The sequence below is a fragment of the Shimia sp. genome (assembly GCF_965227725.1).
Lineage (GTDB): Bacteria > Pseudomonadota > Alphaproteobacteria > Rhodobacterales > Rhodobacteraceae > Shimia.
In genome coordinates, this window is sequence record NZ_CBDDGH010000003.1 from 302,611 (window position 1) to 319,562 (window position 16,952).

Below are 16,952 nucleotides of genomic sequence, written 5' to 3' on the forward strand. Positions count from 1 at the left end.
GGACCTCAGCCGTACCGGGCGAATGAGGCGGCGCTGGATGCAGCGCGCTGCCTACAACCCTAAGGTAGCACCGCTTCGCCTGATAAAATTTGATCTTAGTCAAATAGCGGAAAATTTCGTCAAAAAATAAGCCGCCCCAATTGCTCGGGGCGGCTCTCTAAAGTTCTGGTGGAAGCGGGTGATTACTCACCACCACCCAGCTGGTGCACATAGGCAGACACCGCGCGGATCTCCGCTTCGCTCAGGCGGTCCCGGAAAGACCAGGATGGCATCACACCATAGCGGCTGTAGGTGACCGTCTCCTTGATGGAGGCATAATCGCCACCATAGAGCCAGATCGCATCCGCAAGGTTAGGTGCGCCCTGATCGCGATCACCGGTGCCGTCTTCCATGTGGCAGGCAGAGCAGTTGTCTTCAAAGACCACCGCACCCGCATCCACCATGGAGGCATCAACCGGATCACCGGACAGCGACATAACGTAGTTCACAACCTGTTCGACTTCTTCTTTTTCAAGAATTTCGCCGAAGGCAGGCATTTCAGAGTAACGCGCATCGTCGTCGTCTTCGTTGCGAATGCCGTGTTTGACGGTGAGATAGATGTTCTCGATGTCACCGCCCCACAGCCAATCGTTGTCCAGTAGGTTCGGATAGCCAACGCCGCCCGCCGCGCCAGAGCCGTGGCACTGGGCACAGAAGGTTTTGAACACGGCAGAACCCGCAGAGGTCGCATAGCTGTTCAGCTCGTCATCCGCCGCAATCTGGGTCAGCTCAGCGGCTTCCAGCTTTGCGTTGATCGGCGCCAGCTTGTCCTGAGCCACCTGGATCTCTTCGACCACGTCACCACGGGAGGACCACCCCATCACACCTGCGGTCGCGCCGCTGATGCCCGGCCAGGCCGGATAAGCGATGGTGTAACCCACACCCCAGATGATGGTGGCGTAGAAAACCCACAGCCACCAGCGCGGCATCGGATTGTCGAATTCTTCGATCCCATCCCAGGAGTGGCCTGTGGTGTTCGGATCGCCCTCAAACTTTTTGGATTGCTTGGTCATGGCCGCGCCTCCTTGTGCGTGGCGGGTTTATCTGCGTGGCGAAATGGGATGTTGGCGTTGTCGCGATACTCTTTGCTTGCGCCGGGACGGAACACCCAAAAGATGATCCCGACGAAGAAGAGGAACAGGCCCAGCAACATCCAGCTGTCAGCGAACTCGCGAAGGAATGAATATGTTTCCATCGTTTCCTCCTTAGCGGGACGCGTCAGGCGTGAAGGCTGAGAAATCAACCAACGTGCCCAGCATCTGCAGATAAGCGATCAGCGCATCCGCCTCAGACACACCCGGCTGCCCGTCGAAGTTGCGCACATTCACGCTGTCTTCGCCGTAGCGTTCGAGAAGACCGTCATAGTCGCTGTCCGGATCCGCTTGCGCGAGGAAGTCGGACTGCGCGTTTTCGATCATCTCTTCGGTGTAAGGCACGCCCACCACAGCATTGGCTGCCATGATATCGCCCATGTATTCGCCCTCGATCATACGGTTCTCAAGGAAGCCGTATTTAGGCATCACCGACTCTGGCACCACGGCCTGCGGGTCACGCAGGTGATCCACGTGCCAATCATCGGAGTAACGGCCGCCCACACGTGCCAGATCAGGACCGGTACGTTTGGAGCCCCACTGGAACGGGTGGTCGTATTTGGACTCCGCCGCCAGTGAGTAGTGACCATAGCGCTCAACCTCGTCGCGCATCGGACGGATCATCTGGCTGTGGCAGACGTAGCACCCTTCGCGGATGTAGATTTCACGTCCAGCCATTTCCAGCGGGGTGTAGGGGCGTACGCCCTCTACATCCTCAATGGTGTTTTCCAGCCAGAACAGCGGTGCAATCTGCACGATGCCGCCAATGGTTACGACCAGGAAGCTGCAAATAAGCAGGAGGGTCGCGTTGGTCTCGAGGATCTTATGTTTGTCGAGAATAGCCATAGCTGCCGGCCCTCCTTATTCAGCCGGGACTGCGACGGACAGGCTGGCCTCTTTGGCCGGTGCCTTACGCACAGTCATCCACAGGTTGTAGCACATGATGAGGGCACCAGCGAGGAACATGACCCCACCCAGACCGCGCACCACATACATCGGGAACTTCGCAGCCACAGTGTCGGCAAAGGAGTTCACGAGGAAGCCGTTTGCGTCCACTTCACGCCACATCAGACCTTCCATGATACCGGTCACCCACATGGACGCCGCGTAGAGCACGATGCCGATGGTGGCGAGCCAGAAGTGCCAGCTCACGAGGCTGAGGGAGTACAGGCGATCCCGTTTCCACAGCGCAGGCACCAGATAGTAGAGCGCGCCAAAGGTGATCATGCCGTTCCAGCCCAGAGCACCGGAGTGCACGTGACCAATGGTCCAGTCAGTGTAGTGGCTCAGCGAGTTCACCGCACGGATCGACATCATCGGGCCCTCAAATGTGGACATGCCGTAAAAACCAACCGAGATCACCATCATGCGGATCACAGGGTCTGTGCGCAGCTTGTCCCAGGCACCGGACAGGGTCATCAGACCGTTGATCATACCACCCCAGCTCGGCATCCACAGGATGACGGAGAACACCATGCCAAGGGTCGACGCCCAATCCGGCAGCGCGGTGTAGTGCAGGTGGTGTGGACCCGCCCAGATATACAGGAAGATCAGCGCCCAGAAGTGGATGATCGACAGTTTGTAGGAGAACACCGGACGCTCGGCCTGCTTTGGAATGAAGTAGTACATCATGCCCAGGAAGCCTGCAGTCAGGAAGAAGCCCACAGCGTTGTGGCCATACCACCACTGCACCATCGCGTCTTGAACACCGGCCCAGACGATCACGGATTTGGAGCCAAAGATCGATACAGGGATGGTCAGGTTGTTGATCACGTGCAGCATCGCGATGGTCACGATAAACGCGAGATAGAACCAGTTCGCCACATAGATGTGGGGCTCTTTGCGCTTGATGATCGTGCCCAGATAGATCGCCAGATAGCAAACCCAGACAATGGTCAGCCACAGGTCAACATACCATTCCGGCTCGGCATATTCCTTGGACTGAGTGCCGCCCAGAACATAGCCGGTGGCCGCCAGTACGATGAACAGCTGATAGCCCCAGAACACAAACCACGCCAGATTGCCGCCCCAGAGGCGCGCGGCGCTGGTGCGCTGCACAACATAGAAGGAGGTCGCCAGCAAGGCGTTGCCGCCAAATGCGAAGATCACAGCAGATGTGTGCAGCGGACGCAGGCGGCCAAAGTTGAGATAGCCCTGTGCCCAATCAAAGTTCAGGACCGGGAAGGCCAGCTGAAAGGCGATAAATACGCCTGCCAGAAAACCAACAACGCCCCAGAATGCGGTTGCAATGACCCCGTAGCGGATCACGTCGTCCATATATTCGTCCTGCGCGATCACCGTTTTTGTGCCGGTACCGCGCAAAACCCAAATAAACAGCCCAAAGGACACGCCCGCGATGATGAGGGCGTGTACCATATAAGCCAGATCACGCGCATAGTTGGCCGCAATCATCGCAAAAAATGTGATGAGGCCAAGCGCGATCAGCTTGAAGTAATTTACCATTTCGCGTCCCTTCGTCTTGCTTGGCCCGAGTCTCCAGAGCCTTAGCGGATTTAGACAGTCCATGTTTTGCGGGTGCAGCGTTGATGCCGCCTTGATCTGCATCAAGGAAAGTCGCGCGGCGTGTAGGACTTAATCATATCCAAGGCCAGCATCTTTCTCGCCGACACATTGGAAAGCCCTCACGGTCCAGACTTCATTTTCAAACAACGGTAGGTTCGAATGGACTACAAAACACTTCTCTGCGTCATGACCGACGCTGACATTGCCCGCGCGGCGCTTGAGCAATCCATCGCCCTGACCGAGGCGCAAGACGCCCATCTGGACGTGCTTGCCCTTGGTGTAGACCGCTCTCAGACCGGTTATTTTTATGCCGGAGCAGACGCGATCCTGATGCAGGAAATGCTCGCCCGCGCCCACGGCGAAGCAAAGGAAATTCAGGACAAAGCAGAGGCAAAACTCAACAACAGCACCGTGCGTTGGGCCAGTGATATGGGCGTCGCTCAGATCGCGGACCTGGGACGCCATGTCGCATCTCGCGCCCGGTTTGCGGATCTTGTTGTGCTCCCGAAACCTTACGGCAAAAACCACGGCAACGAACTGGAGCCCACGCTAGAGGCAGCACTCTTTGAGGGGCAGGCTCCGGTTTTGATGGTGCCAGAATCAGCGACCCCCATCAAAACCCCCAAAACTATCTGCATCGGCTGGAACGAAAGCGCCGAAGCGCTGGTGGCCACACGCGCGGCGCTGCCGTTCCTCAAATCCGCAGATGTGGTGCATGTGGTGGTGATCGATCCCCCGACCCATGGTCCAAACCGCTCTGATCCCGGCGGCCTGCTGTCTCAATTCCTGGCCCGTCACGGCGTGAATGCACAGGTGGATGTGCTCTCCAAAACGCAGCCACGCGTCTCCGATGTGCTGCTACGCCACGCCACGGATAACAACGCCGATCTGATGGTCATGGGCGCCTATGGGCACTCCCGCTTCCGCGAAGCCATTCTGGGCGGCGCGACACGCAACATGCTGGAACATGCGTACCTGCCAGTCTTCCTTGCGCACTAACCTGCGCAGGTTAGTCCCCAAAAACACAAAAGGCGCCCAAAGCGGCGCCTTTTTCTTTGCTGATAAGATTGGCTCTTAGGCCATCATCCCGCCGTCGCTGTCATCCCCGGCCTCATCCAGAAGCCTCTGAAAGTCCGGCACGGTGACATGGCGCTTGCCTTCCAGCACAATCACACCGTCCTTTTTGAGCGCGGAAATCTGTCGACTCACCGTTTCAAGCGTCAGGCCCAGATAATCCGCCATCGCCTCGCGGGTCAGCGGCAGGTCAAACACCATTTCTTCGTGGCCGTTCACCAGCTTAAGTGCCGCATCGCGACGCCCGATGATCGACAGAAGGCTGGCGATTTTTTCACGCGCGGTCTTACGGCCCAGCACAAGCATCCATTCGCGCGCAGCATCCAGCTCGTCGAGCGTCATCTCCAGCAAGCGCTGCGCAACATGCGGTGTCTCAACCATCATGGTCTCAAACGGCTTGCGGCGGAAACAGCACATGACAACATCGGTGGTGGCCACAACATCATAGGTCGCAGCTTCCCGGCCCGGACGCCCCACAAAATCGCTGGGCAGCAAAAGCCCGACCATCTGCGTGCGCCCATCTTCCATGGTCTGCGTGAGGGACGCGATCCCGGACACCACAGATCCCACAAACTCCATCCGGTCACCGGACCAGATGATGGTCTGCCCCGCTTCAAAACTCCGGTAGTATTTCATCTCCTCGAGCCGATCGAGCTCGTCTGCGTCACAGCGCGCGCAAACAGCGCGGTGCTGGATCGGGCAGTTCTCACAACCGCCAACAAACTTGGTAAGATCAGTCATTTTATAAGCCACACCTGGAATTGATCTGGGTCAAGGATAGTGAGTCGTGTTTTGAGGTACCCCCTACGCCCATGGAAACGGGAAAACAATTGGCGAAACTGGGGCTGTTTGACGCAAAAGTACCGCGTTATACCAGCTACCCCACCGCCCCGCATTTTGAAAATAACGTAAACCCAGACACTTACAAGGAGTGGATTCAGTCTATTCCGTCAGGTTCTGAGGTCTCTCTATACGTGCATGTGCCTTTTTGCCGCCGCCTCTGCTGGTTTTGCGCCTGTCGGACACAGGGCACCTCCACGCTTTCGCCGGTGGCGTCTTACGTCGAGACCCTAAAGCAAGAATTGTTGATTCTCAAATCTATCTTACCGGAGGGCGTGCGCCTGTCGCGCCTGCACTGGGGTGGCGGCACGCCAACCCTGCTTGACCCCGGCATGATGGAAGATCTCGCGGGTGCCATTTTCGACGTAGCCCCAATGGCACAGGACGGTGAGTTCTCTGTCGAGATTGATCCCAATGAGATCGACGAAGCCCGTTTGGCCGTTCTGGCAAAGGCCGGAATGAACCGCGCCTCCATCGGCGTGCAGGACTTTGACGACGATATCCAGAAAACCATCGGTCGCATTCAAGGCTATGACATCACCCGCGAAGCGGTCGACATGATCCGCGCGCATGGCGTCAAAAGCGTGAATGCCGACATTCTGTTTGGCCTGCCCCATCAGACACAAGCGCGCATCACCGAAAGCGTGCAGAAGCTGCTGTCGCTGTCTCCTGATCGCGTTGCGCTCTATGGCTATGCCCATGTGCCGTGGATGGCCAAACGCCAGCAGATGATCCCATCTGACGCGCTGCCCACGCCACAGGAACGTCTTGCGCTGTTTGAAACCGCGCGCCAGCTCTTCCTCTGGGACAACTACGACGAAATTGGCATCGACCACTTCGCGACGAAGACCGACGGTCTTTCGGTGGCGCAACGCAACGGCACCCTGCGCCGCAACTTCCAAGGCTACACCGACGACATGGCCGATGTCTTGCTGGCGGTCGGCGCATCTTCGATCGCGCGCTTCCCGCAGGGCTACGCGCAGAACGCGCCGGCCACCTCGGCCTATACCGCAGGTATCCGTGAAGGACGTTTCACCACCTCGCGTGGCCATAAGTTCACCGGGGACGACCTCCTGCGCGGCCGGATGATCGAAGCGCTGATGTGCGATTTCCGCATTGAATCAGACGAGATCGTCGAGCGGTTTGATATCTCCCGCGCCGCGCTGAACGAGATGTTCTCCAAGGTGATGGCACAATTCCCGAACATGCTCGCACTGGAAAGCAACGCCTTGGTGATCCCGCCTCAGGCACGGCCGCTCACCCGGATGATTGCCCGCGCCTTTGACGCTTATGATATGAGCAAAGCACAACACAGCGCCGCGATCTGATCGCGGCGTTGCCGTTTTCGGCCTACCCGTGCGCTGCGGCCAGCAGCTCGCGGGTATAGTCGGTCTGTGGGTTTTCAAACAGGGCCTCGGCAGTGCCCTGCTCCACCACATCACCCGCGCGCATCACCATGATCTTGTGACTCATGGCGCGCACCACATGCAGGTCGTGGCTGATAAACAGATAGGCCAGCCCGTATTTTTCCTGAAGGTTGCGCAACAGCTCCACGATCTGAACCTGCACCGTCATATCCAGCGCTGATGTCGGCTCGTCCAACACCACCAGCTTGGGGCGCAGGATCATGGCGCGGGCGATGGCGATCCGCTGGCGCTGCCCACCAGAGAATTCATGCGGATAGCGATCCATGGTTGCGGGGTTCAAGCCCACCTCTTCCATGACTTCAGCAACAAGCGTGCGTGTGTCCCGCCCATCCGGATTGCCGTGCACTCCAAGCCCTTCAGAGATAATCTGCTCACAGGTCATCCGTGGGCTCAGGCTGCCAAACGGATCCTGAAACACAATCTGCATGTCTTTGCGCAGCGCACGCAGCTGCCGCGTGTTCCATTTGCGCACATCATTGCCGACAAAGCCGATTTTGCCATCGCTGGAAATCAGCCGCATCATCGCCAGTGCCAGCGTCGTTTTTCCCGATCCACTTTCGCCCACGATGCCAAGCGTCTCTCCCGCGCGCACCGTCAGGCTCGCGTCATTCACCGCTTTCACATGGCCCACCGTGCGCTTCAGCAATCCTTTTTGGATGGGGAACCAAACCCGCAGGTTTTGCGCTTCGCTCACCACATCCGCCCCGTCCGGAACCGGCGCAGGATGGCCGCTCGCTTGCGCACTCAGCAACAGCTGCGTGTAAGGATGCTGCGGGTTTTCAAAGATCTCCGCCACCGGCCCAGCCTCGACGATCTCCCCGTCTTTCATCACACAGACCTTATCCGCGATGCGCCGCACCACGCCCAGATCATGGGTGATGAACAAAAGCCCCATGCCCTCGGATTTCTTCAGCTCGGCAAGCAACTCCAGAATCTGCGCCTGAATGGTCACGTCGAGCGCGGTTGTCGGCTCATCAGCGATCAGAATGTCAGGCTTGTTGGCCAGCGCCATGGCAATCATCACACGCTGCCGCTGTCCGCCGGATAGCTCGTGCGGATAGGCCGTCAGGCGCTGTTCTGCATCCCGCAAACCCACTTTGTTGAGCAGATCCAAAATCCGGCCACGCGCCGCATCCCCCGTCACGCCCTGGTGCAAGGCAAGGCTTTCGCCAAGCTGCTTTTCAAGCGTGTGCAAGGGATTGAGGCTGGTCATCGGCTCCTGAAAGATGAAGCTGATGTCATTGCCACGTACCTGCCGCAGCAGGTTTTCAGGCGCGCCAACCATCTCTTGCCCATCATATTGCACAGAGCCCTGCACCTCGGCACTGCCCGGCAGCAGCGACACCGTCGACAAAGCCGTCACCGACTTGCCAGAGCCAGACTCCCCAACCAGCGCCACGGTTTCCCCGCGATCCACGCTGAACGACACACCTTTCACGGCCTCATGAAGCTGCCCGTCTTGGCGAAACCCCACCCGCAGGTCTTTGACGTCCAGAATGCTCATGAAAAGGTCTTTCTCGGATCAAACGCATCGCGCACGCCCTCAAAGATGAAGACCAAGAGCGAGAGCATGATGGCAAATGTGAAGAAGGCGGTGAAGCCAAGCCACGGCGCCTGCAGGTTCTGCTTGGCCTGAAGCGTCAGCTCGCCAAGGCTCGGCGCCGAAGATGGCAGACCAAAGCCGAGGAAGTCCAATCCCGCCAGCGTGCTGATCGTGCCTGTCACAATGAAGGGCAGCATGGTCACGGTCGCGACCATCGCATTGGGCAGCATATGGCGGAACATGATCACCCGGTTGCTCACGCCCAGCGCCTTGGCCGCGCGCACATACTCAAGGTTCCGCGCCCGCAGAAATTCTGCGCGCACCACACCCACCAGCGCCGTCCAGCTGAACAACACCGTCAAGAGCACAAGCAGCCAGAAACTGCGCCCCACAATCGCAAACATGATGATGATGATGTAAAGGCTTGGCGTGGCGCCCCAGATCTCGATCACCCGTTGAAAAATCAGATCCAGCCAGCCGCCGAAATAGCCCTGCACGGCCCCGGCCACGATGCCAATCAGGCTTGCCGCCGCTGTTACGAGGAGGGTGAAGAATATCGACAGGCGGAAGCCGTAAAGCACACGCGCAACCACATCCCGTTTGCGATCATCCGTGCCCAGCCAGTTCTGCCCATCCGGTGGCAATGGTGCCGCGCCTGAGCGATCCACCGGCGTGTCATAGCTGTATGGTATGAGCGGCCAGAGCGCCCAGCCTTTGTCAAATCCGTCCGCGCTGTAGGTGCCCGCATCCAGCTCTTCGAGGATGTCTTCAGGCACATCAAAACAGTCCTCAACACCCCCGGTGGAGATCAGGCATTGCACGACCGGATCTTTGTAATCGGCTTCGGTTTTGAAATCCCCGCCGAAGGTAGTTTCAGGGTAGAAACTGAAAACAGGCGTAAAGAACTCACCGCGATAATTTACAAGGATCGGCTTGTCGTTGGCAATCAGCTCCGCAAACAGGGAAATGCCAAAGGCCACGCAAAAGATAATCAGCGACCAGAAGGCGCGGCGGTTGCGTTTGAAATTGCTCCAGCGGCGCTGGTTCAGTGGAGACAGCGCCATCAGCCTTCCCTCTTCTCAAAGTCGATGCGCGGATCAACCAGCACATACATCAGATCCGACAGGATACCGACCACAAGGCCGATCAGGCCAAACACAAACAGCGTGCCAAAGATCACGGGGTAATCCCGCGCCACCGCAGCCTCAAAGCCAAGCCGCCCCAGTCCATCAAGCGAGAAGATCGTCTCGATCAGAACAGAGCCGCCAAAGAACACACCGATAAACACCGCCGGGAATCCCGCGATCACAATCAGCATCGCATTGCGGAACACATGCCCATAAAGCACACGCCGCTCTGTCAGCCCCTTAGCCCGCGCCGTCATCACATAGTGTTTCTTGATCTCATCCAGAAAGCTGTTCTTGGTCAAAAGCGTCAGCGTCGCAAAGGCCGAGATGGTGGAGGCGATCACCGGCAACGTGATGTGCCAGGCATAATCCAGGATCTTGCCCATGGTTGTCAGGTCTTGGAAGTTGTCAGAGGTCAGTCCCCTCAGCGGGAATATCTTGAAATAAGACCCGCCGGCAAACAGCACCAGCAACATGATCGCAAACAGAAAGCCCGGAATGGCATAGGCAATAATGATCGCCCCTGACGTCCAGGTATCAAAGGCCGTGCCATCCTTCACCGCTTTCCGGATGCCCAAAGGAATGGACACCAGATAGGCAATCAGCGTTGACCAAAGCCCCAGCGTGATTGAGACCGGCATCTTCTCCAGCACCAGATCAATCACTGTGATCTTGCGGAAATAGCTCTCCCCGAAATCCAGCGTCAGATAGTTGCCCATCATATTGAGAAACCGCTCCAGCGGCGGCTTGTCAAAGCCGAACTCCCGCTCAAGCTCCTCAATGAATTCCTTGGGAAGCCCGCGCGCCCCAAGATACTCGCTGTCAGAGCCAAAAGTCTCTTCCCCACCGACATCTTCATTGCCGCCAGCAAAGCCTGAGAACACATCGCCCTCGCCCTGCATCCGGGCAATGACCTGTTCCACCGGACCACCGGGGACAAATTGAACCAGAGAGAAATTGATAATCATAATCCCAAGCAACGTCGGGATTATGAGCAACAGTCTGCGGAGAATATAGGCGCCCAAAGCTTACTTCCTTAGCGCACCCGAGGCGATCAGCGCCTCGTGTTTCTCTTTGTTGTACCACCAGAAATCAAGCACACCGACAGCATAGGGCGGCAGCTCTTCTGGCCGCTCATACATGTCAAAGTAAGACACCCAGGTCTCCGGAACATATCCGGCGTGGGCGATCACACGCTCGTAGCGCAGCGCGCGGTCCAGCGCCGTCAGCGCAACAACCTCATCTTCCCGCGATGTGGTCGCGAGCGCCGCATCGATGATGGCGTCCACCATCGGGCTGCGCAGGGCAGACGGGTTATAGGAGGAGACTTCCGCGGTTTGGGACCCAAACAGCTGTTTCAGGCCGGTACCCGCGGAGGAGAAGGTCAAAATCCGCGTATGGATCAGGTCATAGTCTTTATCGAGGAAACGCTGCTGTCCCTGCGCGCTGTCGACCTTGTCGGCTTTGACCTTGATGCCCCAATTCGCCAGCGTTTTCACGTAGGCTTCAATGGTGGCAAGCCGGGTTTCATCCCAGCTGGAGATCACGAGGAAATCAAGCGACATCTGCGCGCCGTTGGCATCCACCATCTCGCCGTTGTCATTCACCGTCCAACCGGCTTTCTCAAACAGCTTGAGCGCCGCACGCTTGTTGCGACGGTCAATCGGGTTGGACGCCTTTGAGGTATGCGGCATTACCGCAGTCTCTGTCAGCATCTCAGGCGGCACAACATCGCCCAGCGATTTCAGAAGCGCCAGCTCTGCCCCTTCCGGCACGCCTTTGGCTTCCCACTCCTGCCCTTCCACAAAGGACGTGCGCTGGGTGGTCAGGTCAAACTGCAGCGATTCCCGCGTCCACTCAAAATTGAACGCCAGCGAAAGCGCGTGGCGCACATCGCGGTTGTCGAGCGGCGCGCGCAATGTGTTGAAAATCACGCCGCTGTTGTTTGGCGCCGTGCCATCAGGCAGCGCCACTTTCTTCACCGAGCCGTCATTCACACCGGGGAAATCATATCCCGTGGCCCAACGCTTGGTCGATCCTTCGGTGCGGAAAGTGTATTCACCCGCCTTAAACGCCTCAAACTCTGCGGTCGCATCGGAGAAATACTCAATCCTGACGCGATCAAAGTTGAACCGGCCAACATTGGCGGGGTGGTCCCAACCCCAGTAGTTGGGGTTTTTCTCATAAACCACGTAGCGGTTAAACTCATAGTCGCCGACCTGATAGGGACCAGACGCCATTGGCGACAGCACCGAAGGCTCATCCAGCCGCTCACCCGCCTCCTGATACCAGGCTTCAGAGAAAATCGGCGTGCCACCAACCTGACTGATCAGAGAGCGGCGCGAAATGCCATCGGCAAAAGTATATTTGATCGTGTGGTCATCAATGACCTCCACACCTGTGATGCGTTCGCTCACCGAGCGCGCGTAAGAGCGAATGCCCTGCTCAAGAAACAGATTGTGCGTAAACGCGGCGTCTTGTGCGCGCAGCGGCGTCCCATCGCGGAAGACCACATCGTCGCGCATGTGGAACACGCACCACGTCTTGCTTTTGGGGTATTCGACCTCTTTTGCGATCAGACAATAACTGTCCGTAATCGAATCCGCCGGCGCACCACCGCCCCACGGCATCTCCGCAAACATCGCTTCGGCCACAACACCTGAGGCCGTCTCGGGATTTCCGCGCCACGCAAACCGGTTGAAGCCATCAAAGGTTCCACGCGCACTCAGCGTGATCTGACCACCTTTGGGGGCGTTCGGGTTCACATAATCAAAATGCGGATAATCCGCCGGGTACTTCAGGTCTCCAAAGAACGAATAGCCATGCGAGCGGATGATCTCATCCTCGCTGGCAAAGGCCATCCCGCTGCCAAGCCCTGCGCCAATCGACAACGCGCTCCCGCCCATCAGGCGCAGCGCACCGCGTCGGTCAAACATAGGTCCAGCAATTCTTATGGTTTTTTCGGTCATTTGGCCTCTCCTGCACCCACATGTTCACTGTGTTTACGTGTTAGATAAGCTAAAGGTTTCAACCAACAAACTTCAAGTTCTCAATGACTCAATATGGCGTGAATGTTTGCCCATCACATGCCGGCAAAGCTGCACCACGGCGCATTCACGCGGCCAAGGCGCTTTTTAACGCCAAAACAAAGGCATAACCGCTGTTAGGCACCCTCTGCAAAAAGGCGATTTCGCACAGCAAACAGTCTGAAACATTTGTGGGGAGAAGTAAGGTGAGAGGCTGGACAACGACCCAAGCGGGGCTCGTTACGGCTGCTTCCTTCCGGATCTGACCGGGTTGGCGAGGCGCTTACCCGCGCCAACCTCTCAAGAGCCGATATAGGGCGCACGCGCGGCAGATGCAAGCGCCTCTGGCCAACTCTGTCGCCAGAGCAGACGCCCCTACGCGCAACACACACGCCTCCCGCATAGGCACCATCAGACAAAGCTGAGATCTCAAATGCCTTTCCATTGCAGCGGGGGCACGATCATGCCACTCATCTGCGACAAGAGGAGCCAGGCATGAGACACGCAGAAACCGTCACCTTTGGAGGCTCAGGCCTCAACCGCGCCGCCGAACTGCGCGGGGAGAAAGCCAACGCGCTGACCAAGCTGCCGAGCAGCCGCACCATTGTTGTCTGGCGCGGCAAATCCCTGCTGTCTGGCCCAAACACTGACAGCTTGGTGCAGCTCCCTATGGATCACCCTCTGCTTAGCGAAGCGGCAAACCCGCCGGTCCCGCCGATATTCCTCGGTCTGTCTGAGGACGGCAGCGCACTCTTTGCCCATGACATTTCCGCCTGGGAGCCCGAGGCGCAGGACCTCACAACCATCAATCAGTTCTTTGATCCCTCTGAACAGCACCACCCCGCGCTGCCGGAAGACCATCGTTTTGTCGAGCTGCGCGCGGCAATGGCGCGCCTGTCGGCGCGCGACGCCGAGCTTGCGGCCACCACGCGGGCGATTTTTGGCTGGCACCGGTCACATCGCTTCTGCGCGGCCTGCGGCGCGGAAAGCCGCATGGCCATGTCCGGCTGGCAACGGGATTGCCCGTCCTGCGGCACCTCGCATTTCCCCCGCACAGATCCGGTGGTGATCATGCTCATCACCCATGGCAACAAAGTGCTGATGGGCCGCTCCCCCGGCTGGCCCGACGGGATGTACTCGCTTTTGGCGGGCTTCGTGGAACCCGGCGAAACGCTTGAGGCGGCGGTGCGGCGCGAGGTTGTCGAAGAATCAGGTATCAAAGTGGGCGCGGTCTCTTACCTCGCCAGCCAGCCCTGGCCCTTCCCTTCCTCATTGATGTTTGGCTGCCGGGGCGAGGCCCTGAGCGAAGAGATCACCGTCGACCCAAATGAACTTGAGGACGCCCTCTGGGTCAGCCGCGAAGACATGCTGGATGTCTTTGCGGGCAACCACCCAAAACTCAAGCCCGCTCGGATAGGTGCAATTGCACATTTTCTTCTTCGGAACTGGCTTGCAGACAGATTGGATTGACGCGAAACTTGCGCCGAACAGCGCGACAACCATCCTGACCCAAAGCAGAGGCCCAATGGAACTTACCGGAAGAGAAGACATCGACGTTCCCATCGAACAAGCATTCATCATGCTCACGGACGTTGAAGTCTACGAACGGTCAGCCCTCCGACGCGGCGCCGATGTCACCCGCCTGGACACCCTGCATCACGCAGGCGTTGGGGCAGAATGGCAGATCTCCTTTATCTTCCGCGGCAAAGCGCGCGAGGTACATCTGGAGATGACGGGCTATGACCGGCCCAATGAAATCGCCATGAAGGCCAAGATCGGCGGGCTGGAAACCGACGTGAAGATCGAACTGGTGGCCCTGTCGCGCACCAAGACACGGATCCAATTCTGGTGCGGCATGCGTGCCAAAACCCTGTCCTCCCGCCTGCTGCTGCAATCTTTGAAGCTCGCGCGGGGCAATCTGACCAGCCGGGTCAGCAAACGTCTGGCGCATATGCGTGAGGACTTTGAGGATCGCTACGCCCAGAGCGCCTGACCCGTTTAGGCGTTCTCACGCGAGCGGCTGCCCCAATTTCAAAAGACAAAAGGCGCCCCAAGAGGCGCCTTTTCTATTTTCAAATCCCGATTGGCCGCGCCTACGTCAGGCGGTCCTGATCCGCAGGGTAAACCCCGATGATCGACACATTTGTGGTGAAATAGCGCAGCTCATCCATCGCCAGCTGCACCGCCGGATCATCCGGATGCCCTTCAATGTCCGCATAAAACTGCGTCGCCGTAAAGCTCCCGCCCACCATGTAGCTTTCCAGCTTGGTCATGTTGATGCCATTGGTGGCGAATCCCCCCATCGCTTTGTAGAGCGCGGCAGGAATGTTGCGCACCTCAAAGACAAAGGTGGTCATCATCTTGCGGTCTTCGCGACGCGCATAGTTTGGCTCACGTGACATGATCAGGAAGCGGGTGGTGTTGTGGCCGTGGTCTTCCACATCCGTTGCCAACACATTCAGCCCGTAAATCTCCGCCGCCAGCTCAGAAGCCAAAACCCCCTCATTGGCACGCCGATGCTCTGCCAGCTCACGGGCCGCGCCCGCACTGTCCGCAGCGGAATAGGCCTTGATCTTGTGGGAGCGCAAAAACGCGGCGGATTGCGGGATCAACACCATATGCGCCCGCACCGTGTCGATGTACTCAAGCGGCACACCCGGCAGGCCCATCAGGCTGATTCTGACGCGCACAAAGGCTTCATCAACGATGTGCAGGCCGCTTTCGGGCAAAAGACGGTGAATGTCTGCCACACGCCCATAGGTCGTGTTCTCAATCGGCAGCATGGCCAGATCCGCCTCGCCGCTCTTCACCGCAGCGATCACATCTTCAAAGGACCGGCAGGGCATGGCCTCCATCTCCGGGCGCGCGTTCTGGCACGCCTCATGTGAATAGGCCCCCGGCTCGCCCTGAAATGCGATGCGATTGGTCAACTTGGTCATTCCTGCCCCCTCTGCGCCTTCCGACCAACGCAAGAATTGCGCAAGTAGGGGCGTTTGGTCGCGGTAACTACACCTTGCGTTTTGACAGGGGAAGCGCGTAGATAGCCAGCAAACGCCACGAAACGGAAACGTAGCATGTTCGACACGATGACAATCACCAAAGTAGTCGGCGCACTTTGCGGCGCGCTGCTTATTTTCTTGCTGGGCGGCTGGGCTGCCGAAGCGCTTTACCACACCGGTCCAAAAGGACACGGTGACGGCCATGCCAAGCAGGCTTATGTGATTGAAGTTGAAGGCGCAGACAGCGGCGCGGCCGAAGTCGACGAAGGTCCGTCTTTCGCAGAGCTTCTGGCCAGCGCAGATGTTGACAAAGGCGCCAAAGTCTTCAGCAAATGTAAAGCCTGCCACAAACTCGATGATGGTGCCAACGGCACCGGCCCGCACCTCTTTGGCGTTGTAAACCGCGCCGTGGATTCGGTTGACGGCTTTAACTACTCCGGCGCGCTGGAGCAGGTGGCTGACGTTTGGTCCCCAGAAAACCTCGACGGTTTCCTGACCAACCCCAAAAGCTATGCACCGGGCACAAAAATGGCCTTCTCCGGTTTGAAAAAGCCGACAGACCGCGCCAACCTGATTGCCTATCTGGAAACGATCGGCAACTGATCTGACCGCCAGATATCTGTTTTGAAAGGCCGCAGTTTTTCTGCGGCCTTTTGTTTTGGCAGCCCCCTTACGCCTGTTGCAACGCCCCTTCTGTGGCCCACCGCATCTGCGCATCAGTTTCCACAGCGCAGGGCCGCACCGCCCGCAACCGCTTCAGCGCATCATTCGGCGCCTCCCCGCAGGCCAGCATCAGCCTCAGCACAATCATCCCAGAGCGCCCGCAACCGCCCCGGCAATGGACCAGCACGCGCCCTCCACCGCCAAGCGCTCTCAGGATCTCCTGCTGCAACGCGCCCCAGGCTTCCGCCTCCTGCGGCGCAGGCACATCAAAGTCCCGTATCGGAAAATGCATCCAGTCGATTCCCTGCGCCTCAAGCTGTTGCGGCAGCGCCGTGGCACCCAACCCTTGCTGCTCCTGCGTTTCGGTGAGGCTCAGCACCCGCTCTGCACCCCAGTCCGCCAAGGCGCGCACGTCCTCAGCGAGCTCACCTGTGCTGCCGGGCAGCCGCGCAAGCGCCAGCTGTCCCCCGCCAACATCCAAAGCGCTTATCTCAAATCGTTCCATCACCCGATCGCTCCACTGCCCAAACGCAGCGCATGCCCGATTGCAGAGCCCTGCCCCTGCCTATATCCGGTGGACGCGCCGCCCCCTGCCGCTTA

General features: G+C 58.4%; 16 protein-coding genes and 1 other RNA gene. 5 read left to right on the forward strand and 12 right to left on the reverse strand.

Translation table 11 applies throughout. The features are described 5' to 3' along the window. Positions 1-182: 182 nt before the first annotated feature. From ccoP to ccoN, 4 genes are read right to left on the reverse strand one after another with little or no spacing between them, the layout of a single operon-like run. On the reverse strand, positions 183-1,052 hold the full coding sequence (gene ccoP / locus ACO07T_RS07185) for a cytochrome-c oxidase, cbb3-type subunit III (protein ID WP_209064213.1): 870 nt from the start codon (positions 1,050-1,052) through the stop codon (positions 183-185). After that, complete coding sequence (locus ACO07T_RS07190) at positions 1,049-1,234, reverse strand: cbb3-type cytochrome c oxidase subunit 3 (protein ID WP_209064212.1); 186 nt, start codon at positions 1,232-1,234, stop codon at positions 1,049-1,051. The genes ccoP and ACO07T_RS07190 overlap by 4 nt, the downstream gene beginning before the upstream one ends. A gap of 10 nt (positions 1,235-1,244) precedes the next feature. Further along, a complete protein-coding gene (gene ccoO / locus ACO07T_RS07195) occupies positions 1,245-1,976 on the reverse strand; it encodes a cytochrome-c oxidase, cbb3-type subunit II (RefSeq protein WP_209064210.1) in 732 nt (243 codons plus the stop codon). Positions 1,977-1,991: 15 nt separating this feature from the next. Beyond that, complete coding sequence (gene ccoN / locus ACO07T_RS07200; protein ID WP_422048833.1) at positions 1,992-3,593, reverse strand: cytochrome-c oxidase, cbb3-type subunit I; 1,602 nt, start codon at positions 3,591-3,593, stop codon at positions 1,992-1,994. A gap of 219 nt (positions 3,594-3,812) precedes the next feature. Between ccoN and ACO07T_RS07205 the strand changes: the two genes are divergently transcribed. Further along, positions 3,813-4,652, forward strand: coding sequence for a universal stress protein (locus tag ACO07T_RS07205; protein WP_422048834.1), 840 nt, complete (start codon positions 3,813-3,815; stop codon positions 4,650-4,652). A 75-nt stretch (positions 4,653-4,727) separates the two neighbouring features. Here the strand turns inward: ACO07T_RS07205 and fnrL are convergent, their stop codons facing one another. Beyond that, positions 4,728-5,468: a transcriptional regulator FnrL gene (gene fnrL, locus ACO07T_RS07210; protein WP_209087681.1), complete on the reverse strand. Its 741-nt coding sequence runs from the start codon at positions 5,466-5,468 to the stop codon at positions 4,728-4,730. Between the two features lie 71 nt (positions 5,469-5,539). On the opposite strand from fnrL, the gene hemN reads away from it, so the two are divergent. Further along, positions 5,540-6,895: an oxygen-independent coproporphyrinogen III oxidase gene (gene hemN, locus ACO07T_RS07215; protein ID WP_209079528.1), complete on the forward strand. Its 1,356-nt coding sequence runs from the start codon at positions 5,540-5,542 to the stop codon at positions 6,893-6,895. A gap of 22 nt (positions 6,896-6,917) precedes the next feature. Here the strand turns inward: hemN and ACO07T_RS07220 are convergent, their stop codons facing one another. The 5 genes from ACO07T_RS07220 to ffs form a co-directional block, all read right to left on the reverse strand. Then, on the reverse strand, positions 6,918-8,498 hold the full coding sequence (locus tag ACO07T_RS07220; RefSeq protein ID WP_209079527.1) for an ABC transporter ATP-binding protein: 1,581 nt from the start codon (positions 8,496-8,498) through the stop codon (positions 6,918-6,920). Next, entirely contained in the window at positions 8,495-9,601 is a 1,107-nt protein-coding gene (locus ACO07T_RS07225; RefSeq protein WP_209064196.1) for an ABC transporter permease, read from the reverse strand. The genes ACO07T_RS07220 and ACO07T_RS07225 overlap by 4 nt, the downstream gene beginning before the upstream one ends. Further along, complete coding sequence (locus ACO07T_RS07230) at positions 9,601-10,689, reverse strand: microcin C ABC transporter permease YejB (protein WP_209064193.1); 1,089 nt, start codon at positions 10,687-10,689, stop codon at positions 9,601-9,603. The genes ACO07T_RS07225 and ACO07T_RS07230 overlap by 1 nt, the downstream gene beginning before the upstream one ends. Before the next feature lie 3 nt (positions 10,690-10,692). Next, positions 10,693-12,633, reverse strand: coding sequence for an extracellular solute-binding protein (locus tag ACO07T_RS07235; protein WP_422048835.1), 1,941 nt, complete (start codon positions 12,631-12,633; stop codon positions 10,693-10,695). Positions 12,634-12,894: 261 nt separating this feature from the next. Further along, an RNA gene (ffs, locus tag ACO07T_RS07240) (signal recognition particle sRNA small type) lies at positions 12,895-12,993 on the reverse strand. A gap of 192 nt (positions 12,994-13,185) precedes the next feature. Here ffs and nudC point away from each other — a divergent pair. Both nudC and ACO07T_RS07250 read left to right on the forward strand, forming a co-directional pair. Further along, complete coding sequence (gene nudC / locus ACO07T_RS07245) at positions 13,186-14,160, forward strand: NAD(+) diphosphatase (RefSeq protein WP_422048836.1); 975 nt, start codon at positions 13,186-13,188, stop codon at positions 14,158-14,160. 55 nt (positions 14,161-14,215) lie between these two features. Next, positions 14,216-14,683 (forward strand): SRPBCC family protein, encoded by a 468-nt coding sequence (locus ACO07T_RS07250; RefSeq protein WP_209064187.1) that lies wholly within the window; start codon positions 14,216-14,218, stop codon positions 14,681-14,683. A 100-nt stretch (positions 14,684-14,783) separates the two neighbouring features. Here ACO07T_RS07250 and ACO07T_RS07255 read toward each other — a convergent pair whose 3' ends face one another. After that, complete coding sequence (locus ACO07T_RS07255) at positions 14,784-15,620, reverse strand: prephenate dehydratase (RefSeq protein WP_422048947.1); 837 nt, start codon at positions 15,618-15,620, stop codon at positions 14,784-14,786. A gap of 144 nt (positions 15,621-15,764) precedes the next feature. Here ACO07T_RS07255 and ACO07T_RS07260 point away from each other — a divergent pair, with 144 nt between their 5' ends. Beyond that, entirely contained in the window at positions 15,765-16,292 is a 528-nt protein-coding gene (locus tag ACO07T_RS07260) for a c-type cytochrome (protein ID WP_209064184.1), read from the forward strand. A gap of 67 nt (positions 16,293-16,359) precedes the next feature. Here the strand turns inward: ACO07T_RS07260 and ACO07T_RS07265 are convergent, their stop codons facing one another. Next, on the reverse strand, positions 16,360-16,857 hold the full coding sequence (locus ACO07T_RS07265; RefSeq protein ID WP_422048837.1) for a protein-tyrosine phosphatase family protein: 498 nt from the start codon (positions 16,855-16,857) through the stop codon (positions 16,360-16,362). Between the last annotated feature and the right edge of the window lie 95 nt (positions 16,858-16,952).